Source organism: Pseudomonas sp. B21-035, assembly GCF_024748945.1.
In the GTDB taxonomy this organism is placed as follows: Bacteria; Pseudomonadota; Gammaproteobacteria; order Pseudomonadales; family Pseudomonadaceae; genus Aquipseudomonas.
In genome coordinates this window covers 2,305,238-2,329,662 of the sequence record NZ_CP087179.1, presented here as the reverse complement: position 1 = coordinate 2,329,662, position 24,425 = coordinate 2,305,238, and the positions used below count along the sequence as shown (strand labels likewise).

The window sequence follows — 24,425 nt, the reverse complement described above, 5'->3', positions numbered from 1 at the left end:
GCCGATGCCGAAAGCCAGCGGTTGGCGAATGTTCAAAGGCGTTTCCCTATGCCGCGCAGGGGTTCGAGCAGCCACTCGTAGAGGGGCATGTTCTCCTGCAGGATGTCGGCGTCCAGTTGCATGCCCGAACGCAAGCGCTCGTTCAGCCCGCGTCCGCGCATGGCTTGTTGTTCAAGGGTGACCCTGACCCGGTACATCGGGCCTTGCTCGCGCTGCTGCTCGGAGACGCCGCCCACGCTCATGATTTCGTCGGCTGGCAGCGCGCTGCGCGACACCGACGCTACCGTGCCGCGTGCCAGGCCGAAGTGCTGGTAGGGATAAGCCTGGTAGCGCAACAGCACGGCATCGCCGCTGCGCACAAAACCGGCCGAACGGCTGGGCACATAGAGTTCGGCGTACAGCTGGGCATCGCTGGGCACGATGCTCAACAGCGGCCGGTTACTGTCGGCGCGGGTGCCGTTGACCACGCCCACCGCCGTCACCTCGCCACTGGCCGGGGCGGTAATCACCACCTGGCGTTTGACTTCGCTTTCCAGCAGGTTGCCCTGGCTTTGCGACAAGCGCCGCTCAAGCTCGGCCAGTTGCTTGCCCTGGTTGAACGGCAACTCGGCAAGCTCGGCGCGCAAGGTGGCGATATCGTTGCGCAGCGACAGCAACGAACGGCTCAGTTCTTCGCTGCGCAGGCGCACTTCGAGCACGGCGTCCTGCTTTTCCTGCAACTGGTCGCGCGACACGTAGTCCTGGCGCTGCAGGTCGGCATAACGCGCGGCAATGCCTTGGGCCAACCCCAGGCGCTGGCGGCTGATGTCCATCTGCGTGAGGATTTTCTGCTGCTCGCTTTCCAGCACCGCCAGGCGCCGGCGCTTGCCCTCAAGCTCCTTCAGGTGCAGCGCACGGGTGCTGGCAATCTCCTCAGTAAGGCTGTCGTTACGTCGCTTGATCAAGCGGCTGATAGCCACGTGCGCGCCACCGGCCTCGGCATACAGGTCACTGCCCAGGGCCATCAGTGTCGACCCGGCCTCAACGCTCTGACCTTCGACCGCAGCCAGGCCTTGCACCACCCCTGCCTGTGGCGCAAACACCTTGATCAGCCCGCCCTCGGGCACCAGTACGCCGCTCACGGTGGCGCGGCGGGTGTAGGTGGCGCAGGTCAGGAACACGATCAACACCAGGCTGAACAGCAGCGCAGCCAGCGCCGCCCAGCGCAGGGGCACGGGCGACACCAGCAGTACGCTGCCCAACTCCTTGTCACGCCGTGCGTGCACGGCTTCGCTCCTGAATAACATGCCAATCCATGACCCGGCGGATAACGTTAATAACATGAACAGACTGATCGCCTGAGCCTGTTGCAGCATAACGGCGAGTTAATCGACAGGCACTAGCACACTTGTACTATTGCACTTAAAGCGCTGGCATTACTAACTTGGCCGGGGATCGAAACAGCCTGCCACTGTTATTGGAACTGTGATCGATCTCACACTTTTATAGTGCAACACCTTGCGCCCAGGCCCTCTCCTGGGGGGATCAACCTAGGACGAACCCACTGTAGCAAACGAGGTATAGATAACATGACCCATGCACAAAACATCGACATGACCAGCGCGCAACCCTCTGCCCTGCGGGTGCTCGACGATCAGGAAGTGGACCAGGTAAGCGGCGGGTTTTCCGTCAGCGCCGGCTCCTGGACACTGACCGGTGGCTCTTATAACTTCGGCGCGGGTGCCGGCTACCGCTTTGACTTGTACAGAGGCGGTGCGCACCAGGGCAGTTACACCCTGTGCAAGTAAACTCAGCGGATAGATGAGTTGGAAGTAAGCGAAGGGCCGTCATGGCCCTTCGTTCTATATATAGAGATGATAGTTAATTGCCATCAGCGACCTTGCGTTCAATCTCGGCAATCTTGCGGCTAAGTTCTTCAGCGGCCTCAGCCTGAGTACGGTGATTGGCCGGAGTGATCGGCCGGTTGGCAAGGTCTTCATCTTCAGCAGGCTTGTCCGTCTCGTTGGCGGGCGCCTCGCGCTCGTTGCTGGTCATTGCAGTTACCTCCCGTGTCATACCCGTTGGATAGCACAGCAGCCTTGGAGTTCTGATCGGCAACGGCTTGAAGTTGGCCCGGCTTCTGCGATGATGCCCGGCCAGGACGGACGTTCGCTTACCCTGCAGGATTGAAACACCATGGTTGACCCAAGATGGAACTGGCTGTGCTTGATGCTCCTGCCGGCCCTGGCCCTGGCCGCGCCGGAACCGGAGCCGGTGCTCAAGCAGTTCAAGCAATGGGTCGTGGGCTGCGACAACACCCTGCGCTGTACCGCGGTGTCGAGCAGCGTCGATCAAGGCGTGGGCCTTGAGCTGGTGCGCGAAGCCGGGGCCCAGGGGACTACCACCCTGACCCTGTTCAGCGACGCCGGAGTCGAGCTCGGCGCCCGGCTGCTGCTCGACGGCGGCCCGCTGCCAGCGGGGTTTCGGCCAGGCTCGCAGGGGCAGATGCGTTATCACGCCAAAGGTGACGTCGCGTTGCGCTTGTTGCGCCAACTGCGCAACGGCCAGACCCTGACCCTGGACACCAGCAACGGCCAGCACCCGGTATCGCTGCAGGGCCTGAGTGCCTCCTTGCTGTTCATCGACTCGGTGCAAGGACGCATCGATCACCCCAGCGCCTTTGTAAACCCCGGCACACGCCCCGACAGCCAGCTGCCGCCAGCACCGCCGACGCCCACCCTCGCCCCCTTCACTCCGGCGCCAGGGGTGAGCGATGCCGAGCAGAAGGCCATCGCCGACGCCGTCATTGCCATCACCCGCCATGAATGGAGCGAACCCGAGTACGACAACTGGCAAGCCGAAGCCGAGGTCTCGCCGCTGGACGCGACCCATGTGCTGGTAGGCCTGCGCTACGGCTGTGGGAGCCAGGGCTGCATGTACAGCTATTACCGCGCCTTGCGCAGCGCGCCCTATCAACCCACCTCGCTGCACATCGAGGTCCCCAGGCATGATGTGCTGGGCGGCGAGATGTATGGCTTTTTCAAGTTCGACCCGGCCCGCGGCGAGCTCAACCAGTTGCAGCCGGGCGGGCGCTACTGCGGCGCCAATGCAACCTGGCGCTATGACGGCGCGGTGATGCAGCTCAAGGCATTCAGCCGCATGAGCTGGTGCGACAGCGTCGATACTGCCCATTGGCCGCAGATCTGGCGTACCCGGGGCTAGCGCCAGGCATACAGCTTGGCGCAGGCATTCGCTACACTGCGCGCTTTGCCCCAAGAGCCTATGCGCATGGATGCCCTCGCCCGTTTTGCCCTCAAGCCGCTTGCTGCGAGCCTGGCTGTGCTCACCCTGGCCGCTTGCAGCCACTTTCAAGCCGATCCGCCAGGTGCCGGTCAGTTGCCCGAGTACCAGAGTCCGGCCCCCGACTGGCGCGTGCTGAACCTGGACGAGGATCAGGACTGGCTGCTGATCGACCGTAACAGCCTGCAGCATGAGGGCGACATTACCTACGCCTGGACCGGCATCCAGCGCCACCGCTATCCGATGCAATACGGCCACGCGGTGATGGCCCTGCACAGCCGCGAGCGCCTGGCGTTCTATTGCCAGCGCCAACTCATCAGCCGGCAAAGCCAGGTGTTCCTCGACAACGACAATCGCGTAGACCGCACCAGGCTTCAGTGGCAGCCCTTCAGCGCGTTCTACCGGCAGGCCCCTTTGTACTATCAGCAGTTGTTCGACGCCGCCTGCCAAGCGCCGGCCGAGCTTGCCAAGCTTGCCCCGCTCAAAGCCCGTACACCGTTGCCGCCGCCGTTTTTGCCGCCCAGGGCCAGGCCTGAAGTGCTTGCCGCCATCGCCGCCCTCGACCTGCCGACACCACGCCTGAGCCTGCACCGGCTGGATTATCGCTACGACGCCAACCTCAACGACGGCGACAATGCCGTCAACAGGCCGCGCCAGGTATTCCTCAGCACCGACAGCCGCTCCGGCCAAGTGTTGCTACAGGCTGTGGACCCGACGATAGCGCAGCAGCTGCAACTGAGCTTTCGCGGCCTGTTCGATCTGGCCGCACGCGGCATCGACATCATGACCGGTCAGGAGCAGGACGCCAGCGACAGCTTGACCGCGCTGTCATTCAGCGGCGACTGGCAAACCCTGCCCGCCCATGCGCAGCTGAGCTACACCAGCAGCCACGCCGGGCAAACTGCGAGCATTACCCGCACCACCCATTGCCAGGTCGGCAAGGCGCAAGCGGCCAGCGCCCTGCACCCGGCCCTGCAAGGCAGCGCCAAGCCGTTGACCTGCACCTGGCAGAGCCCTCGCGGCAACCGTTGGCGCGAAGGCTACAGCTACCTGGTCGACTACGGCGTGTTCGTCCGCACCCGCGAGGACAACCCGCTGGGCAGCTGGCGCTGGAAAATCGAGTCGCTGCAGTGAGTCAATGCAGGACGGTGGCGAAGCTTGCGTCCATGCGCTCGCGGTCGTAGTCCAGCAGCCACGGCTGGTGCTGGCGGTACAACAGCGCGAGCACGTCGTGGTTGGGGCCCACCACATCCATACCCCGATCGTCATAGGGCAAGGCCATCAACCGCTGGTTGAGGTTGAACAAGTAGACACCGCAGCAAGGGCTCGGGCGTATGGTCCCCGGATTATCGGCCAATGCGCACCAGAGCACCGGTTGCAGCAACGACAGTGGCGCCTCAAAGGCGAGGTGCAGCCAGTACTCGGGCTGGTGCTCTTCGAACCAGTCGTCCGGGTCCAGCCGCTGGCTCCACAGTGAGCGCCGGGCGGGGACGCGAATACCGGCGGCACGCAAGTCGCGCAACACGTCGCGGTGGGCAAAACCGTTACCGTTGGAGTGCACGCGCAGGCACACCACCATCGCTTGCTCACCGGCAAACAGGTCGCGGCACACCGCGGTGGCCTTGCTGACTGCCAGCAGGAAGCGTTCGATGTCGCTGCCGCCTTCGGCCAGCTCGAAGCGCAGGCCTTGCGGGTAGTTATAGAAAAGCGGCCGGGCAAAGGCCAGGCCGCTGAAAATATGCTGGATTTGCAGTTGTAGGTTCACGTTACCTTCCTGGCTGTCGGCCCCGCACAGCTGGGGCCAGAGTCCATTGCGGCCAGCACCCTGAAGGTGCTGGCCGCGGTGTTTCACTCAATGCGGCGCGCGCGGGATGGTCTTGAGCAGGTCTTCAGGGCTGATATGCCCGACCACCTGCTGCACGCTGCCCGGTTGCGGCAGGCCAAGGATGTGGCCTTTCATCTTGCCGATGACGTGCATCTCGCACGGCTTGCAGTCGAACTTCAGGGTCAGTACTTCATCGCCGTGAATCAGCTGCATCGGCGCCACCTTGGTGCGCACGCCGGTCACGCCCTTGGCCTGCTTGGGGCACAGGTTGAAGGAGAAACGCAGGCAGTGCTTGGTGATCATCACCGGCACTTCGCCCGCCTCTTCGTGGGCCTCGTAGGCGGCGTCGATCAGCTTGACCCCGTGACGGTGATAGAAGTCGCGGGCCTTCTGGTTGTAGACGTTGGCCAAAAACGACAGGTGCGACTCCGGGTACACCGGCGGCGGGTTGGTCTCGGCCTTGCGGCCACCGCGCGGGTGGGCCTGGATGCGCGCGGCGGTCAGCGCTTCGATGACCTCGCGGCGCAGGGCCTTGAGCTGCGAGTTGGGGATAAAGTACGCCTGCGGCGCATCGAGCTGAACGTCGGTGGCGTGGTACTCGGTGGTGCCCAGCTGGCCGAGCAGGTCGCGCAGTTGCTCCAGCGCCTGCTCCGGCTTGTTGGCCAGGCCGAACGGGCCGTCCAGGGCGACGCTGGCACTGATGCCCTCCTCGCTGGTGGCGGTCAGGGCCAGGCGCTGTTCGTCAAGCTTGGCCACCCAGGCCAGGCCGATACGGCGCTCGGCCGAGGTCTTTTGCAATGCCTGCTGCCAGTTGTGGTCGAGGTTGCGGCTCAGCGGGTGGTTGGGCCGCAGCTGGTGCATGCCCTTGGGCATCTCGTTGGGCTCGACGCGGTAGCGGTAGCGTTTTTCGCCGTCTTCATCGAACTCGCCTTTCGGCTCGGCGATGTTGGCGCGAAAGCCCACCACTTCGCGCTTGACCAGCACGTTGAGGCCGTCGCCGTTGGACAGCGGCTCGTGGGTGACCACCTGCAGGTCGCGCTTGCCGACTTTCTCGACCACACCCACCGGCAGGCCGGTGAAGGTCGGCGAGTCGAAGGCGCCGATGTCGATCTTGCGCTCGCTGACGAAGTAGTCGGTGCTGCCGCGGTGGAAGGTTTTGTCCGGGTCGGGCAGGAAGAAGTGCGCGGTACGGCCGCTGGAGGCGCGGGCCAGGTCCGGGCGGTCTTCGAGCACGGCGTCCAGGCGCTGGCGGTAGTAGGCGGTGATGTTCTTCACATAGCCCATGTCCTTGTAGCGCCCTTCGATCTTGAACGAGCGCACGCCGGCCTCGACCAGGGCGCGGATGTTGGCGCTCTGGTTGTTGTCCTTCATCGACAGCAGGTGCTTCTCGTAGGCGATCACCCCGCCCTTTTCGTCCTTGAGGGTGTACGGCAGGCGGCAGGCCTGGGAGCAGTCGCCACGGTTGGCGCTGCGCCCGGTCTGGGCGTGGGAGATGTTGCACTGGCCGGAGAAGGCCACGCACAGCGCACCGTGGATGAAGAACTCGATCGCCGCGTCGGTCTCGTCGGCGATGGCGCGGATTTCCTGCAGGTTCAGCTCGCGGGCCAGCACCAACTGGGAGAAACCGGCCTGGTCGAGGAACTTGGCCCGGGCCAGGGTGCGGATGTCGGTCTGGGTACTGGCGTGCAGCTCGATCGGCGGGATGTCCAGCTCCATCACCCCCAGGTCCTGGACGATCAGCGCGTCGACGCCGGCATCGTACAGTTCGTGGATCAGCTTGCGCGCCGGCTCCAGCTCGTTGTCGTGGAGAATGGTGTTGATGGTGGTGAACACCCGCGCGTGGTAGCGATGGGCGAACTCCACCAACTGGGCGATATCGCTGACTTCGTTGCAGGCATTGTGGCGCGCACCGAAGCTCGGGCCGCCGAGGTACACAGCGTCGGCGCCATGCAGAATGGCCTCGCGGGCGATGGCGACATCGCGGGCGGGACTGAGCAATTCCAGGTGATGCTTGGGCAGGGACATGTTTTTTTAGTCAGGCTGTCACGGTCGAGGCGCGCATTGTAGCGGCGAAACGCCCGATCGGCACCCGTAGCCTGCCCGGTGGTGCGCCCGATCGCGGGTCAAGTCGAGGCGTCGCACCGCCGCTCCCACAGGTTCGGCGTTGCGATGAGGCCAGCCCAGCCACCGCAACAACTCAGGCCTTGGCCGCCATCGCAGTCACTTCCACACGCATGCCTTCCACCGCCAGCGACGCCACGCCCACTGCAGCGCGCACCGGCCAGGGCTTGGCGAAGAAGTGCTGGTAGACCTCGTTGAACGCCGCCCGCTCGGCCATGTCGGTGAGGTAGATGGTCAGGTGCAACACCCGGTCCATGGAGCTGCCAGCACGCTCCAGAGCGACTTTCAGCGCTTGCAGGGTACATTCGCTCTGGGCGGTGATATCGCCCAGTTCCAGGCTGCCGTCGGCACGCGTGGGGATCTGGGTCGAAACAAGGATGCCGCCGAAACCGGCGACGTCGGAAGAGATCGACTCGGCGTCCGGGTCGGGGATGAAAGTGATGTCTTGGTTAGCCATGGGTATCTCGTGTCTGGGGAATAAAAAAGGGCGGTTACCCGCCCCTTCTGCTTACTTGCCGCCGGCCAGCGCCGGCGTGCGCGGCGGCACCAGGCGCCGGGAGCCGGTCGACTCGAAGGCAGCCGCCAGGCGCAGCAATGACGAATCGTCGTAGGCGCGACCGGCAAAGGTCAAGCCCACCGGCATGCCGATATCGGCCATCACGCCCATCGGCACGGTCACCGTCGGCACGCCCAGGTGACGGATCGCCAGGTTGCCGTTGGCCACCCACACGCCGTTGCTCCAGGCAATGTCGGCCGACGCCGGGTCGACATCGGCATTGGCCGGGCCGACGTCAGCGACAGTCGGAAAGATCACCACGTCGAGTTTGAGCGCATCCATCCAGTCTTCGAGGTCGATGCGCCGGGTCTGTTCCAGGCCGCGCAGGCCGTCCGGCACAGTGCTGATCTGGTCCCACGGGGTGATGCCGCGCTCGGCCATGCGCACGTATTCGTCCATGCCCGCGGCCAGGTCGCCTTCGCGGTTGGGCAGCGTACCCGGATCATGCGGGAAAATCTTCGGCCCGTCGACATCGACCAGGCGGTTGAGCTTGGGGTCGCCGTTGGCCTGGAGGAAATCATCGAAGGCCCAGGCGGTCAGGTCCCACAGTTCGTGGTGAAGGAACTCCTTGGACACCAGGCCGCGATTGAACACGGTCGGCGCACCCGGGCGATCGCCTTCGCAGTTGGACACCAGGGGGAAATCGACTTCGATGACTTCGCCACCGGCCGCTTCCAGGGCCTTGCGCGCCTGCTCCCAGAGGGCGATCACCGATGGCCGGGTGTTGATCCGCTGGCCGGTCGGGCCACCGATGCCCGGGGCTTCGCTGGTGCCGGCTTCAGGGTCGGCATTGATGTACATGCGCGGCACGCCGAAACGCTTGCCCTTGAGCGCTGCGGCATCGGCTGCAAGCTCGTGGTAGGAGGCCGGGCGCACCGAATCGACGCTGGGGATTGGCACCCAGGGCTGCAGGCGCCACAGGTCGCCGCGTTTGTCCGGGTCTTGGGCGACGACGATGTCGAGCACTTCGAGCAGGTCGGCCATGGTCCGGGCAAAGGGCACCACCACGTCCATGGTCGGCGTCAGCGGCCAGTTGCCACGCACCGAGATCACCCCACGCGAGGGCGTGTAGGCGCACAGGCCGTTGTTCGAGGCCGGGCCGCGGCCACTGGACCAGGTTTCTTCGGCCAGGCCGAAGGCGGCGAAGCTGGCCGCCGTGGCAGTACCGGCGCCGTTGGACGAGCCGGAGGCAAACGGTGCGGTCAGGTAGTCGGCGTTGTACGGGCTTTCGGCGCGGCCATAAACGCCGCGCTGCATGCCGCCGTTGGCCATCGGCGGCATGTTGGTCTTGCCCAGGCAGATGGCGCCGGCAGCGCGCAGGCGCTCGATGGTGAAGGCGTCGCGATAGGCCACAAGGTCGGCGAAGGCCGGGCTGCCGGAGGCGGCGGTCAGGCCCTTGACCAGGTAGCTGTCCTTGGCGGTATACGGGATGCCGTCGAGCGGGCCGAGGGTCTGGCCCTGGGCGCGGCGTTCGTCAGAAGCCTGCGCTTCGTTCAGCGCTTCAGGGTTGCGCACCACTACAGCATTGAGCTTGGTGGCAGTGTCCGCGCCATCGTAGGCGTCGATGCGCGCCAGGTAGGCCTTGACCAGCTCCACCGCGGTGGTCTGGCCGGACTCGAGCGCAGCGCGCAGCTGGGCAATGGAAACCTCTGTGACTTCGATCATGCTGCTACCGCCGAGGGTTGATGGCTGACTGGGTTAAGGCTTGCACCACACGGGGTCTGGAGCACGGGGATTTCACGGCTTTGAAGATGGGTTCGCATAGTTGTTCTCATTGCACGGCATGACGCTGCAGGGTCTGGACGAATTACCTGAGCGGCCTATTTAGCACCAAAATTGCCCACAGCGGAACGGGGAGCCAGCGGGCAGCGGTGCATTCAGCCGCGTGCGAAGGTGCAAAATCGGCCGCCAGGCCTGGACGAGGCGCAGATATTCAGCTTTACCCCTCCCACCACCACGAGCATCATGCGCACTTCGCGTTCACGGAGGATTTCGCACATGTTCAGGGCACTTTTCGACACGCTGTTCAAGCGCACGCCTACCGAGGAAGGCTTTGCCCGTACCTTCATCAAGGCCGCGCGCGCCGGCGGTTATGCCGAGCCACTGGACTATCAGGCCGACGACTTTCGCCTGCGCTACGGCGGTAGCAGCTACTTCAACCTGCACAACGCCTACCGCGACTACCTGAACGCCGACAAGGCGCGTAAAGCCCAGGTGCTCGACAGCTACCTGCGCGGCCTGATCGACAGCCGCAACAGCACCGCGGTGCAGCCCCTGGAGCAGGTTAGGCCGCTGTTGCGGCCGGTGATCCGCAACCTGGCCATGCTCGAAGAGATCCGCCTGCATCAGGTCCGTCATCAAGGCTGGGACTCGCCCTGCCCCATGGCCTGGCAGCCGTTCGGCGAAGACTGCGTGACCTTGCTGGCCATCGACTACCCCGACACCACCTCGACCCAGACCGCCGGCCCGCCACAGGACTGGGGCATCAGCCTGGAGCAGGCGCTGGCGATTGCCCTGGACAACCTGCGCGACGCCAGCCCCGATGCCTTCGAAGCGATCCTCCCCGGTTTGTACCAGGGCGCCTGGAAGGACGGCTACGACACCAGCCGCGTGCTGCTGCCCGACGTGCTGCAGCGCTTGGCGCTCAAGGGCCAGCCGGTGTTCATGATGCCCAGCCGCGATGTGCTGATGGTCACCGGCGACAAGGACGCCGACAATCTGCGGCAGATGGTCGAGCTGAGCTTCCACGCGCTGGAGCACGGGCGCGCGCAGTCGAGCCAGATCTATACCTATCACGACCGCCGCATCGTGCCCTTCCAGGTGCAGGACGCGCACCTGCAAGCGCGCCTGGGCGACCTGCAGCGGCTGCTGCGCCACGGCATCTATAGCACGCAAAAAGAGTTTCTCGACAAGATCCACGAAGCCCATCCCGAGGACATCTTCGTCGCCACCCACAGGCTTTACAGCGACGCCGAAAACGGCAATAGCAGCTTTTCGATCGCGGCCTGGACCGAGGGCGTATTCACCTCGTTGCCGCAAACCGACCGGGTGATCCTGGTCCAGCCCCAGGCAGACGGCTCGGCCCAGACCCAGGTGGTGGCCTGGCACGAGGTTGAAACACTGCTGGGCGGGCTGCTGAGCAAAGACGGCGAGCTCTACCCGCCACGCTTTCGCACCCTCGGTTTTCCCAGCGCCGAGCAGTTGCAGCAGCTGACGCCCATGGGGTGAGGCCCAACTTGAAGCAACGGGGCTGGATTTACACTGCACAAAGCCTCATCCTCCCCGCCTTTTGCCCGCGCCTGAGCGGCCAAGGAGATCCCCATGCACGACCTGCCACTGGCTGCCGCCGACTTCGCGTTCCTCGACGCCACTTTGCAGCAGTACGGCGATGACCACTCGGTGCTCAACGCCTCGGAGCTCGACGGCTACTTCACTGCGCTGGTGTCGAGCCCGGTGCAGGTGGACATCAGCGAGTGGTTCCCGGCGATCTGGGGCGGGCAGATGCCGGAATGGCAAAACGCTGCTGACTGCCAGCGCTTCGTCGAGCTGTGTGCCCGTCACCTGAACAGCCTGGCCACCCAACTGGTTGAAGCGCCGCAGGCATTTGCCCCGCGCCTTGAGCAGACCGAACACCAGGGCCAGCCGTTGCCATTGGCGGAAGAATGGTGCTTTGGTTATTTGCGCGGTATCGCCATTGCCAACTGGCGGGTGCTGCCTGAAGCGCAAATGCAGGCCTTGCAGGTGATTACCGGCTGGGCCGAGCAGGATGAATTCGAGCTGCCGGCGAACCTGGACGTTGCCTTGCATCGTCAGCGGGTGGTGGCGATTGCCCCGGCGGCGCGGGCGCTGCATGACTACTGGCTGGCGCAGCGCTGATTGGCTCTTTGGTGCCTGCATTACCACCGCTGCGCGCTCGATCGCGGGTCAGTTCCGCTCCCACAGGGAAGCGGAACTGACCCGCGATGAGGCTTACTTGAGATCGAACCGGTCCAGGTTCATCACTTTCGTCCAGGCCGCGACGAAGTCCTTGATGAATTGCTCCTTGGCGTCGCGACTGGCATAGAACTCCGCCAGCGCCCGCAGTTGCGAGTTGGAACCAAACACCAGGTCGACCCGGGTGCCGGTCCATTTCACCGCGCCGGTCTTGCGGTCACGCCCTTCGAACGTTTCGTTGGCCGCCGACACCGGCTTCCACTCCACGCCCATGTCCAGCAGGTTGACGAAAAAGTCGTTGCTCAGTGTACCCGGCTGCTGAGTGAAGACGCCGTGCTTGCTTTGCCCGGCATTGGCCCCCAGCACCCGCAGGCCGCCCACCAGCACGGTCATTTCCGGCGCGCTCAAGGTCAGCAGTTGCGCTTTGTCGATCAGCAAGGCCTCGGCCGGCACCCGGTAGCTGTTTTTCAGGTAGTTGCGAAAACCATCGGCATTGGGCTCAAGAAAACCGAACGACTCGACGTCGGTCTGCTCCTGCGAGGCATCCATGCGCCCCGGGGCAAACGCCACGCGGATGTCGACCCCGGCGTTCTTGGCCGCCTGCTCGACCGCGGCGCTGCCTGCCAGCACGATCAGGTCGGCCAGGGAGATTTTCTTGCCACCGGCCTGGGCACTGTTGAAGTCGTTCTGGATGCCTTCCAGCACGCTCAGCACCTTGGCCAGCTGCTCAGGCTGGTTGGCCTGCCAGAACTTCTGCGGCGCCAGGCGCAGGCGCCCGCCATTGGCCCCGCCGCGCTTGTCGGAGCCGCGGAAGGTCGAGGCCGCCGCCCAGGCCGTGGACACCCGTTCGGCCACCGACAGCCCCGACGCCAACAGCCTGGCCTTCAGTGCGGTCACGTCGCTGTCATCGACCAGGGCATGGTCGAGCGCCGGGATCGGGTCTTGCCAGAGCAGCTCTTCGCTGGGCAGTTCCGGGCCCAGGTAACGCGACAGCGGGCCCATGTCGCGGTGGATCAGCTTGTACCAGGCACGGGCAAAGGCATCGCTCAATTGCTCGGGATTGGCCAGAAAGCGCCGCGAGATCGGCTCGTAGATCGGGTCGAAGCGCAGCGACAGGTCGGTGGTGAGCATGGTCGGGTTGCGCCGTTTGTTCGGGTCGTGGGCATCGGGGATGATCCCCGCACCAGCGCCGTTTTTTGGCGTCCACTGGTTGGCCCCGGCCGGGCTCTTGGTCAGTTCCCAGTCGAAGCCGAAGAGGTTTTCCAGGTAGTTGTTGCTCCAGCGCGTTGGCGTGGTGGTCCAGGTCACTTCCAGGCCGCTGGTGATGGTGTCGGCGCCTTTGCCCGTGCCAAAGCTGTTGCGCCAGCCCAGGCCCTGTTCTTCAAGACCGGCGGCTTCCGGTTCCGGGCCGACGTTATCGGCAGGGCCGGCGCCGTGGGTTTTACCGAAGGCATGGCCGCCGGCGATCAGGGCCACGGTTTCTTCATCGTTCATGGCCATGCGTGCGAAGGTTTCGCGGATGTCCTTGGCGGCGGCGACCGGGTCGGGGTTGCCTTCCGGGCCTTCCGGGTTGACGTAGATCAGGCCCATTTGCACCGCGGCCAGGGGGTTTTCCAGGTTGCGGCCCTGGTCGGTGCGGCTTTCTTCGTTGCCGTGCTGCTCGGGCTCGGCCACCAGGGTGCCCTCACCAGGCTCCTGCATCGGCTGCGGGCCCTTGCCGTAGCGGGTATCGCCACCCAGCCACTTGTTTTCCGAGCCCCAGTAGACGTCTTCATCCGGCTCCCAGACATCCGCGCGGCCGCCAGAAAAACCAAAAGTCTTGAAGCCCATGGATTCCAGGGCAACGTTGCCGGTGAGCACGATCAGGTCGGCCCAGGAGATGCTCCGGCCATACTTCTGCTTGATCGGCCACAGCAGGCGCCGGGCCTTGTCCAGGCTGACGTTGTCAGGCCAGCTGTTGAGCGGCGCGAAGCGTTGTTGTCCGGAGCCTGCGCCGCCACGGCCATCACCAGTGCGGTAGGTGCCGGCGCTGTGCCAGGCCATGCGGATGAACAGCGGCCCGTAATGACCGAAATCCGCTGGCCACCAGTCCTGGGAATCGGTCATCAAAGCATGCAGGTCTTGTTTCAGGGCTTGAAAGTCCAGGCTCTTGAAGGCCTCGGCATAGTTGAAGCCATCGCCTTGGGGATCGGACTGCGGCGAGTGCTGGTGGAGGATCTTCAGGTTCAGTTGGTTCGGCCACCAGTCGCGGTTCGTCGTACCACCGCCAGCGGCATGACTGAACGGGCATTTCGATTCAGTAGACATGGGTGAGCTACCTTTGTATCCAGCGTTTTAGTTATCTCCACATCAGGTCCGGCCGGCACCCGCCAGCGCATCATCAAGGCTAGTCCCGGCCCCGGCAGTCAGCAAATAGACGCAGTATTGCCCGCCGATAGCCATAATCTCTTATACCAACCCCAGGGAAGGAGCAGATCGTAGCGATAGCCGCCTCACCTGAGGTCATGACCATGAACAGCCGTCCGCGTCGCACCGCCTACCACGAAGCCGGCCATGCCCTGGCCTTCTGGTGGAACGGCCTGGCGATCCGGCGGGTAACCGTGCGCACCCGGGCAGAAGCGCTGATCGGGCCGATGGTGGATTTGCGCGGCAACCTGCAGGCGGTCAAGGGCCTGGTCGAGGCGGACTACCTGGTGCCCCTGCCCGCCTTCGAGCCGCCAGGCATCGCCGAACACCTGCCATCGATGATCGAGCTGATCGAACGCGACCTGCTCAACTGCTTCGCCGGCCCCGTGGCCGAGGCAATCTACCGTCACAGCGCCGATGATCGCTTTCTCACCACCAGTGGCGCCGGCGACCTGCGCCGGGCCCATGAACTGATCGCCCTGCTGCCGGCGCGCCAGGTTGCGCAGGCAGGGCCCATGGCCCTGGGTCGCTGTCACAGCCTGCTACGCGCTTACTGGCCGGTGCTGCGGGTGCTCGCTGAACGGCTGCGCGAGCAAGGCGTACTGGACGGCGAAACACTGATCGAGCTGCTGTGCCAGTTGACCGGCGAGACCCCGCAACGGCTCGGCAATCCGCTGGCAAGCCTGGACAGGCGCTGGCAACAACGGTCGGTGTGAGCTTCAGCCCTGGTGGGCAACTTGCTGTTACCCGGACAACCCGGCAAGCTTGCCGCTCAGCGCGCACTGCATCCGCCGTACACCCCGCAAGCAAGGACCTTGAACCCCATGAGTAATGCCACCCAGGCAAATTTGCCGCAACGCTCGGCAGTCACCAGCAAAAGCCTGGCTCAAGCGACACAAGGAACCTTCAACATCCCGCTTATCGGTGAGCTTGCGGCCTTCACCTACCAGGACGCAGTCAAGTTCCCATCATTACTGCTGGACGATGCAAACAGCGCCTATGTCTACATCCTCAGGCGCACGGACAAGCTCGATACCGAGCACAATGCCCCGCAACCGTTTTATGTGGGTAAAGGCATCAAGCGACGCTACGCCTTTCACTACTATGAAGCGGCGACGACGGCCAAATACGCACCGTCCAAAAACATGCGCAAGATCCACACCATCAACAAGGTCGGCAGGGATAAGGTACTCATCCAGATCATTCCCTGTCACTCAAGCGAGTACGCCAATGACCTTGAAATCAAGCTGATCGCACATTGGGGGCGCAGTTCGAACAATAGCGGTTGCCTGACCAACTTGACCGACGGAGGCGAAGGGGTCAGTGGCCTGCAGATGCCCGAGCATGTACTGGAGCTTCTGCGGGAAAAGGCCAGGCAACCGGTGCTGTTCAACGGCAAAAAGTACGCGGGGATCAAAGTGGCCTTCCAGGCCCATAGCCCACTGGAAATCGCCAACGCCCTGGAAGTCGATATCGAATCCGGGTATTGCACGGACTACAACACATTCAAAGCCTGGTATCACAACTGGGCCAAGCAAGGCTTTTTTCCGGAAGGTTTCAACTATCTGGACGAAGACCGGCCGGTGTATATGGAAAACAGCCGGGCGCTTATCCAGGAGCAGACTCAGGCCAACCGCATGGAGGGCTACAAGAAAGCCTGGAACACCCGTTACGCCTACCCCCGCTATTGGGTGAGAGGCAATGCTTATCACACCATCAGCGAGGCTGCCGCAAAGGAAAGCGTCGGTACCGAATCCAACCTGGCCGCCCTGTTTCGAAGAATGGTATCGAGCAACCTTTTTTATCAAGGCTACAACCTGCTGGACGCCTCCGGGAACAAACTATTCCAGGAAAGCCAACAGGGACTGCTGGACGTTGCTCGCCTCAAAAACGCCGAGTTTCTGATCGACCTGGTGTCCAAGCCTGTTCTGCTGAACGGCATTCTTTACGAAAACCGCATGAGCGCTTTCGGACAATCCAGCCACAGTGAGAACATCACTTACTTTGCGTTCACCAGCCAGATCAATCGTTACATCAAGGCCGGGGTTTTCCCTCATGGGCTGAACGTGCCCGATGCCAGCGGTGCGCCCACTTACCCGGAAATCGATCCCTTCCTGCTCAGGGGCCGCACCCTGCAGCATTACTACAAAGTGTGCAACCGGCTGTTCCCCAGCATGCAGTCAGCCTCGTTGTTTTATGGTCTGAGCCACTCGGTCATCCACCGCTACTTCACAACCTGGAAAAAAGAAGCCGAATCGGCGGCCAACCCTTTGGCATTTCCCACGGGTTTCAACATCTACGACTCAAAGACGCAACAGTCCCTTTACCCGGAAATGGAGATTGTCGATTGTCGTGTACCGGCATCCGGCTACCTCTACCTGGGTAAAAAATTCGCTACCCTGGCTCAGATCGACACCTATAGAAAACGAGCGCGCGGCGTCACCTCAACGTTGTGCCAAAAAAGACGCAAAGCCTATTTCGAAACCCAGGCACCCCTGGATAGCACGCTCAATGTCCTCGGACTGGACGGCACCCCCTTGTACCCCGTCGACCTGAGCCTGAAGATATCCACGCCCATTGCTGCAGCCGACGGCAATGGCCATCGACTGCACAATGCCGCCAAACCGGTATGGATTTACCACGACAGCGGCTGGACCCGCTTTGACTCACACAGCGCGGCGTACCGGGCGTTGCGCTGTCTGCAGCAGAAGTACAAGAACGAGGACAGTTTCACCGCTTCGATTGCTTCACAGGTCAAGGCTGGAAGACGGCCTGACTGGCTGTCGCTGACCGACCCTGAGTGCTGAGGGTTGGCACCTTGCGACCTGGCTGTCAGTGCAAGGCCCGGGTCACGAGGAAGTTCACCAGCTCCGGCTCGTCGTCCAGTTCGATCGAGCGTACCGGCCGCGGCAACTTGTCGAGCACCGCGCGCCAGAAGGCATGGGCGGTTTCGTCCTGGTCGTAGTAACGCACCAGCCACTGGTTCTGCCCGCTCGCCAGCACCTGGCTGGCCAGGGCGCTGGCGATGCCCTTGCGCCGGTAGCGCTTGAGGATGAACAGGTCGGCCAGCTCCAGGGCATCGAGGTCCGGCAGCTCGCTGCGTTCGATCAGCAGGAAGCCGGCGATGTAGCCGTCGACCAGGATCAGGTTGGCGCTCCACTGCGGCTCTTGCCAGTAGCGTTGCAGGTGCTCGTCATGCACATAGAAGCGGCCATCGACCTCGACGTCTTCCTGTTCCCAGTCCGACGACTCGTAGGCGTAAAACTGGTAGAGGTTGCGGATCAGCTCGATCTGCTCGGGGCCGGTTTGCAGGAGCTCGACAGTGAGGTCGCTCATGGCTGGACCTCATACAGCGGAAGAATCGACGGCATTGGTATCTCGATAAGTGAACGAACAGCGCGTTTTGCGGGCGCTATTGTTTACAAAAGCCGGGGCCAATGCCATCGCTAAAACATGTCACCCGGCAGCTAGCGCGGCGACCGCGTCGATTTCGATCAACATGCCGTCGAGCGCCAGGCGCGGCACCGGGATCAGCGTGCAGGTCGGGGTCATGTTGCTGCCCCAGGCCCGCTGGGCCTCGCTGCCCCAGATTCGCAGCCTGGCCTCGTCGTGGTCGACGATCAGCAGGGTCAGCTTGAACACATCGGCCAGGCTTGCGCCTCTGGATGCCAGGGCAATCTGCAGATTGCCCAGGGCCTGGCGTGCCTGCTCGGCAAAGTCACTCGACAAGCGGCCTTCAAGGTCTTCACCACCCTGCCCGGCGATGTACAGCAGCCGGGCATTGGCGGCGACTTCAGCCACATGGGAGTAGGCATTGGCGCTGGGATCATAGAGGCCTTCGGGGTTGGACAGGTGGAAAGCTGCGGTCATGGTGCTGCTCCGAATGATGGGAGCGGCGAGTATCAAACCTCGACTTAAGTAGAGGTCAAGCCTGATGTTGCCAGCGCTGCGCAGGGGGCAATGATGACTGGCGTGTTAATCTGGCCCCTCGCACGGATTCGACCAGAGAGCAGACATGCCAATCGACCTACCTGACACCCTACGCCCACTGTTCATTGCCGCCGGATGGCCGGCCAACAACCCGCTACCGGCCAGTGTGCCAACCAACCATCCGGCGGCCACGCTGCTGCTGAGCCTCAACGGCCTGTGCGTCGGCCACTGCGGCGCCGGTGAAGAATGCGCTGCCGGCGACATCGAGTTCAGGGCCAAGCCCGCCCTGCACGACGACAAAGTCATCGTGAGGATGCAACACAAGCTCAACACCACCCTGGTGTGCATCGGCGATGTCCACCACGGCCATGGCGCGCTGTTTGTCGACAGCCAGGGCGCCTGCTACCTCATGAGCCAGGTTCACGATGCCTTCTGGCTGCTGGGCAGCACCTTCGTCGTTGCTGCAGAAAGCCTGCTGCTGGGCCGTCAGCCACAAGCGCAACTGCTGTGAAATTCAGGCGCAAATAAGGCAAATTGCTGGCCCCCTGCTAGCCGCTTCGTTGGCAAACTCGCTTTCTTTTCAGCAAGTTAGGTAGGTGCTATGCGGGCTTATGGATTAACCCTGGCAGCGTTTTTTCTGCTCGCCCTCCCGCTCGGTGCCCAAGCCAAGGCCCTGGGCAACAATGACCGCTACATGTGCAGTTGGGGTTCGCAGATTGCCGCCGGCGCGCAGCAGTCGAAGCTGTCCGGAGTGACCCTGTACGCCGCGCGCAAGCGCCTGCAGGTGCGTAAGTTCAACAAGCCGTGGATGCGCATGACCGCCATGAGCATCACCGAACAGACCTACAACAGCCAGTCACGCCTCAAGCCCGCAGCCATCCAGCAGACCTACTACGAGCAATGCGTCAGCCATGCGCTGGCGCGGCGCTGAACACCCCGGCCGACTCAAGGGTTTCAATCAGCCGCTCGGGCCACACGATGTCGGTGGTTTGCCGCAGTTCCTCGGCCGACCACCAGCGATGATCGGCCATTACCTCGACCTCCGAAGCCGTCCAGCCCTGGCGGCACAGCTGCTGGTTTTGCGCCTGGATCAGGTAGTACTGCTCGACCGACGTGACCCACTCGCCGCTGGGTAGCTGCATGGTAAAGCGCCGCTCGCTCAAGTGCGCGCCCACCGCGTCGACCTCGATGCCGGTTTCTTCGCGCAGCTCGCGAATGGCGGCCTGTTCGAAGTTTTCGCCCTCCTCCACGCCGCCTCCCGGCGTTGCCCAGTAATCGTCACCGGCCAGCGCGCCGTTGCGATGGACGAAGCGAAACAGCAACACGCTGCGGGAGGGGCTGATGACTAACAGCCGGGCTGATTTACGTTCACGCATCGTGGTGTTCCTGTCCTTGGTTTATGATCGCGGGCGAAATTCTACCGGGCTCCAGGGATGAACAACGACAAATCTGCGCCGACAACCAGCGACTTTCACGGCAGCTGCCTGTGCGGCGCTGTCAGTTACCGCATCAACACCCCGCTGAAAGCCGTCAGCCACTGCCATTGCAGCCAGTGCCGCAAAGCCCATGGCGCAGCCTTCGCCACGTACGCCAGCGTGCCGGCTGCGGCCCTGAGCTGCAGCGATCCGCAGGGCATGTTGCAGGTGTTCAAGTCATCACCCACGGTCAGCCGCAGCTTTTGTTCAGGCTGCGGCGCGAGCCTGTTCTGGGCCAATGCCAGTGGCGAGTATCCGGACTGGGTCAGCGTTGCGCTGGGCACCCTGGATACGCCGTTCGAGCCTGCCCGGCAAAAACATGTGCATGTACAGTCCAAGGCCTGCTGGCTGGTGATTGGCGATACCTGGCCGCAACACCAATAGACTGAAATAACTTCAACGCAAGGACGCCCCCATGTATCGCTTGATTTATGCCGGTTTCAGCGTGCTGATGGTGTTGGCTACCCCGGCCCAGGCAAGCAGCCTGTGCCCCGGCGCCAACACCGAAGTGCAGATGCTCGAATGCATGCAGCGCTCGCTGAAAAAATCCGATCGGCAATTGAATCAGCTCTACCAGGAGCTGGTTACACGCTTCAAGGACGAGGGCGCGTCACCCGGGCGCCCGACCCAGGACGTGGCGCTGAAAAAAGCCCAGCGCACCTGGATTGCCTTTCGTGATGCCAGCTGTGAACTGGAGACGTATGAGTCGGTTGGCGGCAGCGGCTACGCCACCATCCATACCCATTGCCTGTTGAAGCAGACGCAAGCCAGAGTCCAGTACCTGAAGCGGATTAGCGGCATGCCTTGAAGGGTCAGACCGGTGCGCTGGCGTACTCTGCGTGGACGGCGGCCTGCACCGCCGGCCTGGCCGCTACACGCTCGACATAACCCGCCAGCGCTGGCCATTGCGCTATATCGATGGCAAACACCGGCAACCAGCCCAGCACAGTGAACAGGTAGGCATCGGCGATACTGAAAGCACCCTGCAGGTAGTCATTGCTACCGAGCAGTTCGTTCAAATAACCCAGGCGCTTGAACAGCTTGTCGCCAAAGATCACCCTGGCCGCCTCCGGCAGCTCGGCATTGAACAGCGGTGCGCTGCCGGCATGGATTTCGGCGCTGATGAAATTGAGCAGCTCCTGCAGCCGCGAGCGCTCCCAGCTGCCGTTGGCCGGCGCCAATCCGGCCTCGGGCCTGAGGTCGGCCAGGTACTGGAGAATGGCCGGCCCTTCGGTCAGTACCTCACCATTGTCAAGCAGCAGCGCGGCCACGTAACCCTTGGGGTTGATGCTGCGAAAATCACGGCCATCGGCGCAGCGTTTGCTCTGGTTATTGACCCGTACCAGCTCGAATGGCAGGCCCAGTTCGCGCAGGATGATATGCGGCGCCAGCGAGCAGGCATTGGGGGCGAAATAGAGTTTCATCGGGCGTCTCCTGACAGGATCAAGAGGCGCAGGATCAACAAACGCCAGCGCCAGGTAAACTTACAATTTCACCACCTGATCATTAGCTGCGCTTATGTCAGGCGGTGTGGTCCGCTACATCAAGCCCAACTTCGCCCATAGCCTTGTGCACATGCTTGAGCAGCGCCTGGGCCGCAGGCGACGGCGGGTTTGCCGACGCACTGACCAAGCCGAAACGCCGGTAGATCGGCGGATGCAGGTCATACACGCGCATCGCACGCGGGTCCTTTGGCAACGTTGAGGCCGGCACGATCGACACGCCCATGCCCTCGCCCACCAGGGCAAACGCGGTGCGCCAGTCGCGCACCGTCAGGCGCACGTTGCTCAGGTGCAGCCCTGCCTGTTGCACCAGGCTCTGGCCATGCACATGACAGCCACCAGTGGCGACAATGAACGGCTCATCGACCAGCTCTGCCAACTCCACCGGGCTCAGGCTACCGCGCCTGGCCAAGGGGTGATCGAGCGGTATTGCCGCCACCCAGCGGTCACGCCCAAGCATCACCGGATCTCGGCTCGGCAGCGGGTTCATCACCACGCCCAGGTCGGTAGCCCCCGAAGCCAGCCAGCTTTCGACCTCCTCGTCGGTGCCCTCCAGGCAGATCACCTCGATACCCGGGTGCAGGCGCTTGAAAGCCTGCAACAGCGGTGGCAACAGCGAGGCGAACAACGACGGGAAGGTCGCCAGACGCACACGCCCAAGGTGGCAACCGCGGCTGGCGTCGACCAGGTGCTGGATCGACTCCAGCTCGGCGACCATGCGCCGGGCACGCACCAGCACCTGCTCGCCCAGCGCCGTCACGCAAGTGTGCGTGCGCTCGCGCACGAACACCTTTACCCCCAGCGCCGCCTCCATCTGGCTGATCGCCTGGCTGGCGCCAGACTGGGTGATGCCGAAGGCCTCGGCAGCGCGCGAGACATTGCCGGCATCGGCCACGGCGACCAGCAGCTTCCAGTGCATCAGGTTCATCATGATCGTGCTGTTCCCTGCATGGCCTTACATCGACATCGATCTTAGCGCCGTTGGTCAAGCGCACAAAGCCCGTCAACAGTGGCATTAATACCCGCTGATTCACACCTGATACTCAAGCCGATCCGCTTCCACCGGCGTCGGCACTTCCCAGCGAAAGTACATGCGCTCGATGTCCTTGTTGCGCAGCGTGGTGTCGCGACGGGCGTTGCGGCGCATCAGCTCGCGCTCGCTCTGCTCCAGGTACACCAGGCGCACGTCGGCGTCATAGCTGTAGAGCAGGTCGAGGGTCTTCTTGCGCATCTGTTGCGACAAGTGCGTGCTGTTCCACACGAAGGGCTCACGGCGCCGTAGCAAGGTCTTGGCCTTGTCGATCGCGTACTGCGCCACCGGGCCTTTGTCACCATGGCTCAGGCCCAGCTCCTGGCGGGCATCGTCGAACGACACCACGGCCAGATCCGCTGCGTGCTGGTTGACCCAGGTGTCCTTGCCGCTGGCCGGCAGCCCCGCCAGCATGATCACCTGCGAGCCCTGCACCTCGCGGTACAGGCTGTACTGCGGCAGCACCGAGGCACCGCGAAAGTAGCAGCGCCGGGTGTAATCGTCGGCAAAGGCCTTGGGTCGATCCAGGCAGCCTTCGTCTTCGGCCAGCAGGCGAAATACTTCGATGTCATCGAGCAGCCCCTGCTTGCCGGCAAAGCCGCGGCCCTGCATATCGGCGCTGGCCACGGCGCAGAGCATCCACACCGGTAACTCCCACGACAGGCGATGAAGGATCTGCTCGGCCGAACGCCCGCTCTTGTCCCCGGCCAGGGCAAAGAACGGCAACTGGTGCACGCTGATGATCCGACAGATGCTTTCGCGCAGCTCAAACGGCGCCCCGGCCTGCCACAACAGGATGCGCGCATCTACCGCGCCGCGGCGCGAATGCCCGGGCTGGCCGATCTTGCCGGTGACTTCATCGATCACCGTGCACGACGGCTTGGCGATGTCGTGCAGCACTGCGGCGTAAAACAGCACGAATTGCTGCTCTGGGGTGGCGCGCTGGTAGGCAAGGTCGGCGAGCAAGGCATCGACCACCATCATGGTGTGGGTCCAGACGTCGCCTTCCTGGTGGTAGACCGGGTCTTGCGGGGTTGCCGCCAAGGCGCGCAGAGACGGGATCGCCTCGAGCAGTGCCGGGTAGTCGACCGCGCGGCCGGGGCCGGGCATCAGCGCTCGCAATGTGTTCATGTCCATATCATTCAACTCCTTGTTCGGCGGCCTGCAGGCTGGCCCAGGTGACCTGGGGCTCGGGCGCATACAGGTCGACACCGGCGGCCAGCAGGTTGGGGATGTAGGGCTGGCGCAGGTGGTGCTCATCGGCTTCGAGGATGGCCTGGACAAAGTCGTGGCGCACCCATTTGATCCGCCCGGTGGTGTGCTCGGCGGTTTCGATTTTCAGGTACAGGCCCTCCATCAGGTCAGAGCGGTCGCCCTGGTTCCAGGCCTTGGCAAAGTCCAGTTGCTGACGGGCGATGACCTCGGCAAACGCGTCTTTCCAGCGTTGCGACTTGGCCTGGGAATGGCCGACCAGGGCGAGCAGGTCCTTCAGCCGAGGCGGCGCGATACCTTCGAACAGCACCGGTACCGACAACACCGGGCCGCCTGCAAGCAACTGCTGGCGCCGTGCGGTGGAGAGGAACACCTGCGCCTCGCGGTCCCAGATATCGAACTCGAAGAACAGGTGCGGGAGCTGGTCGTAGAACACGCTGTGGCGCTTGCTCATCACCTCGCCGAACAGCACGTAGCGGTCTTCCAGGTGCTCGAGCAGCCAGTGTTCATGGCAGGCCGCCCATTGCTTGAACTGGTTGAACTGGCGCTCGCGGCTACCGCCGGCCAGGTAATGGCCACGGGACTGCAGCAACAGCTCGCCGGCGGCAGAAAAACTGATCGCGGCATTGGCGCCGTCGAGCTTTTCCTCGACCACCAGGTACTGGCCCTTCAGTTCGCTGTAAGGCAGTTGGTCATGGTCGCTATCGCCCGATTGCAGGCGAGAACTTTGCAGGTGTGGGGTGCGCGGGTACTTGAACAGGTCGAGCTGCGCGAGCTCGCGGATATCGAGTGTCATGGGTCTTCTCCAAAAGGGCGAAAACCGACGACAGCGGGCAGGTGAAAGTGCGTGCGCAGGCAGGCACCAACAGGCTTAAACGTCCGTCGTCGGCATCAGGCGTGTTGGTTGGCGTGGGGCACTGGCTTCACCTAAATAATGAGGGGTGGTGGATCTGAGGGGGCGGATTGGAAACGAGATGGGGGTGGGCTGTCAAGCGCTGTGTTGTCTGGGATGGCCTCATCGCGGGTCAAGTCGGGTCGCCGCACCTCCGCTCCTACAGGTACTGCGCCCATCCTGTGGGAGCGGGTCTTGCCCGCGATCGAGCGCGCAGCGGTCGTAATCCAGTCAACACTTCATGTGCTGACTGCATTGGCCTCA

Annotated in this window: 25 protein-coding genes; 11 read left to right on the top strand and 14 right to left on the bottom strand. The window is 63.4% G+C overall.

Going from position 1 to position 24,425, the window contains the following annotated elements; all coding sequences use genetic code 11:
- Positions 1–32: 32 nt before the first annotated feature.
- Positions 33–1,286 (bottom strand): HlyD family secretion protein, encoded by a 1,254-nt coding sequence (locus LOY22_RS10785; protein ID WP_213601652.1) that lies wholly within the window; start codon positions 1,284–1,286, stop codon positions 33–35.
- Between the two features lie 282 nt (positions 1,287–1,568).
- On the opposite strand from LOY22_RS10785, the gene LOY22_RS10780 reads away from it, so the two are divergent.
- On the top strand, positions 1,569–1,787 hold the full coding sequence (locus LOY22_RS10780) for a hypothetical protein (protein WP_093384216.1): 219 nt from the start codon (positions 1,569–1,571) through the stop codon (positions 1,785–1,787).
- A 73-nt stretch (positions 1,788–1,860) separates the two neighbouring features.
- Here the strand turns inward: LOY22_RS10780 and LOY22_RS10775 are convergent, their stop codons facing one another.
- Positions 1,861–2,034: a hypothetical protein gene (locus tag LOY22_RS10775; RefSeq protein WP_176794272.1), complete on the bottom strand. Its 174-nt coding sequence runs from the start codon at positions 2,032–2,034 to the stop codon at positions 1,861–1,863.
- 141 nt (positions 2,035–2,175) lie between these two features.
- On the opposite strand from LOY22_RS10775, the gene LOY22_RS10770 reads away from it, so the two are divergent.
- Together LOY22_RS10770 and LOY22_RS10765 are read left to right on the top strand one after the other, a co-directional pair.
- Entirely contained in the window at positions 2,176–3,201 is a 1,026-nt protein-coding gene (locus LOY22_RS10770; RefSeq protein WP_093384220.1) for a DUF1176 domain-containing protein, read from the top strand.
- Between the two features lie 66 nt (positions 3,202–3,267).
- Complete coding sequence (locus LOY22_RS10765; protein ID WP_258597436.1) at positions 3,268–4,413, top strand: hypothetical protein; 1,146 nt, start codon at positions 3,268–3,270, stop codon at positions 4,411–4,413.
- Position 4,414: 1 nt separating this feature from the next.
- Here LOY22_RS10765 and LOY22_RS10760 read toward each other — a convergent pair whose 3' ends face one another.
- The 4 genes from LOY22_RS10760 to LOY22_RS10745 form a co-directional block, all read right to left on the bottom strand.
- Positions 4,415–5,044: a DUF3885 domain-containing protein gene (locus tag LOY22_RS10760; RefSeq protein WP_213601658.1), complete on the bottom strand. Its 630-nt coding sequence runs from the start codon at positions 5,042–5,044 to the stop codon at positions 4,415–4,417.
- Positions 5,045–5,131: 87 nt separating this feature from the next.
- Positions 5,132–7,129: a U32 family peptidase gene (locus LOY22_RS10755; protein ID WP_258597435.1), complete on the bottom strand. Its 1,998-nt coding sequence runs from the start codon at positions 7,127–7,129 to the stop codon at positions 5,132–5,134.
- A gap of 172 nt (positions 7,130–7,301) precedes the next feature.
- Positions 7,302–7,682: a RidA family protein gene (locus LOY22_RS10750; RefSeq protein ID WP_258597434.1), complete on the bottom strand. Its 381-nt coding sequence runs from the start codon at positions 7,680–7,682 to the stop codon at positions 7,302–7,304.
- Between the two features lie 51 nt (positions 7,683–7,733).
- Positions 7,734–9,446 carry an amidase gene (locus tag LOY22_RS10745; protein WP_093384240.1) on the bottom strand — a complete coding sequence of 571 codons (1,713 nt, stop codon included), beginning with the start codon at positions 9,444–9,446 and terminating at the stop codon, positions 7,734–7,736.
- Between the two features lie 333 nt (positions 9,447–9,779).
- Here LOY22_RS10745 and LOY22_RS10740 point away from each other — a divergent pair, with 333 nt between their 5' ends.
- Both LOY22_RS10740 and LOY22_RS10735 read left to right on the top strand, forming a co-directional pair.
- Positions 9,780–11,009 (top strand): hypothetical protein, encoded by a 1,230-nt coding sequence (locus tag LOY22_RS10740; protein ID WP_258597432.1) that lies wholly within the window; start codon positions 9,780–9,782, stop codon positions 11,007–11,009.
- Positions 11,010–11,102: 93 nt separating this feature from the next.
- Positions 11,103–11,657, top strand: a complete 555-nt coding sequence (locus LOY22_RS10735; RefSeq protein ID WP_258597430.1) for a UPF0149 family protein — start codon at positions 11,103–11,105, stop codon at positions 11,655–11,657.
- Between the two features lie 93 nt (positions 11,658–11,750).
- Here LOY22_RS10735 and katG read toward each other — a convergent pair whose 3' ends face one another.
- Positions 11,751–14,021, bottom strand: a complete 2,271-nt coding sequence (gene katG / locus LOY22_RS10730) for a catalase/peroxidase HPI (protein ID WP_213601669.1) — start codon at positions 14,019–14,021, stop codon at positions 11,751–11,753.
- A 203-nt stretch (positions 14,022–14,224) separates the two neighbouring features.
- On the opposite strand from katG, the gene LOY22_RS10725 reads away from it, so the two are divergent.
- Positions 14,225–14,836 carry a hypothetical protein gene (locus LOY22_RS10725; RefSeq protein WP_213601671.1) on the top strand — a complete coding sequence of 204 codons (612 nt, stop codon included), beginning with the start codon at positions 14,225–14,227 and terminating at the stop codon, positions 14,834–14,836.
- Between the two features lie 108 nt (positions 14,837–14,944).
- The gene (locus LOY22_RS10720) at positions 14,945–16,927 is read left to right on the top strand and encodes a hypothetical protein (protein ID WP_093384259.1); all 1,983 of its coding nucleotides are present in this window, start codon (positions 14,945–14,947) and stop codon (positions 16,925–16,927) included.
- A 25-nt stretch (positions 16,928–16,952) separates the two neighbouring features.
- Here LOY22_RS10720 and LOY22_RS10715 read toward each other — a convergent pair whose 3' ends face one another.
- Positions 16,953–17,456 carry a GNAT family N-acetyltransferase gene (locus LOY22_RS10715; protein ID WP_093384263.1) on the bottom strand — a complete coding sequence of 168 codons (504 nt, stop codon included), beginning with the start codon at positions 17,454–17,456 and terminating at the stop codon, positions 16,953–16,955.
- A 120-nt stretch (positions 17,457–17,576) separates the two neighbouring features.
- A complete protein-coding gene (locus tag LOY22_RS10710; protein WP_258597428.1) occupies positions 17,577–17,990 on the bottom strand; it encodes a RidA family protein in 414 nt (137 codons plus the stop codon).
- A 145-nt stretch (positions 17,991–18,135) separates the two neighbouring features.
- Between LOY22_RS10710 and LOY22_RS10705 the strand changes: the two genes are divergently transcribed.
- Positions 18,136–18,561 carry an SUKH-3 domain-containing protein gene (locus LOY22_RS10705; protein WP_213601679.1) on the top strand — a complete coding sequence of 142 codons (426 nt, stop codon included), beginning with the start codon at positions 18,136–18,138 and terminating at the stop codon, positions 18,559–18,561.
- A 90-nt stretch (positions 18,562–18,651) separates the two neighbouring features.
- On the top strand, positions 18,652–18,981 hold the full coding sequence (locus LOY22_RS10700; protein ID WP_258597426.1) for a hypothetical protein: 330 nt from the start codon (positions 18,652–18,654) through the stop codon (positions 18,979–18,981).
- Here LOY22_RS10700 and LOY22_RS10695 read toward each other — a convergent pair.
- On the bottom strand, positions 18,956–19,426 hold the full coding sequence (locus LOY22_RS10695; RefSeq protein ID WP_093384276.1) for an NUDIX hydrolase: 471 nt from the start codon (positions 19,424–19,426) through the stop codon (positions 18,956–18,958). The two genes, LOY22_RS10700 and LOY22_RS10695, sit on opposite strands and share 26 nt — an antisense overlap.
- A gap of 57 nt (positions 19,427–19,483) precedes the next feature.
- Here LOY22_RS10695 and LOY22_RS10690 point away from each other — a divergent pair, with 57 nt between their 5' ends.
- Together LOY22_RS10690 and LOY22_RS10685 are read left to right on the top strand one after the other, a co-directional pair.
- Positions 19,484–19,909 (top strand): GFA family protein, encoded by a 426-nt coding sequence (locus LOY22_RS10690; protein WP_093384280.1) that lies wholly within the window; start codon positions 19,484–19,486, stop codon positions 19,907–19,909.
- A 31-nt stretch (positions 19,910–19,940) separates the two neighbouring features.
- On the top strand, positions 19,941–20,333 hold the full coding sequence (locus LOY22_RS10685) for a lysozyme inhibitor LprI family protein (protein WP_213601684.1): 393 nt from the start codon (positions 19,941–19,943) through the stop codon (positions 20,331–20,333).
- A gap of 4 nt (positions 20,334–20,337) precedes the next feature.
- Here LOY22_RS10685 and gstA read toward each other — a convergent pair whose 3' ends face one another.
- The 4 genes from gstA to LOY22_RS10665 all read right to left on the bottom strand — a co-directional run bounded on the left by gstA (position 20,338) and on the right by LOY22_RS10665 (position 24,065).
- Positions 20,338–20,949, bottom strand: a complete 612-nt coding sequence (gene gstA / locus LOY22_RS10680; protein WP_258597424.1) for a glutathione transferase GstA — start codon at positions 20,947–20,949, stop codon at positions 20,338–20,340.
- Positions 20,950–21,046: 97 nt separating this feature from the next.
- Complete coding sequence (locus tag LOY22_RS10675; protein WP_195883724.1) at positions 21,047–21,958, bottom strand: LysR family transcriptional regulator; 912 nt, start codon at positions 21,956–21,958, stop codon at positions 21,047–21,049.
- Positions 21,959–22,057: 99 nt separating this feature from the next.
- A complete protein-coding gene (locus tag LOY22_RS10670; protein ID WP_258597421.1) occupies positions 22,058–23,194 on the bottom strand; it encodes an AAA family ATPase in 1,137 nt (378 codons plus the stop codon).
- Position 23,195: 1 nt separating this feature from the next.
- On the bottom strand, positions 23,196–24,065 hold the full coding sequence (locus LOY22_RS10665; protein WP_213601685.1) for an RNA ligase family protein: 870 nt from the start codon (positions 24,063–24,065) through the stop codon (positions 23,196–23,198).
- Positions 24,066–24,425: the final 360 nt, after the last annotated feature.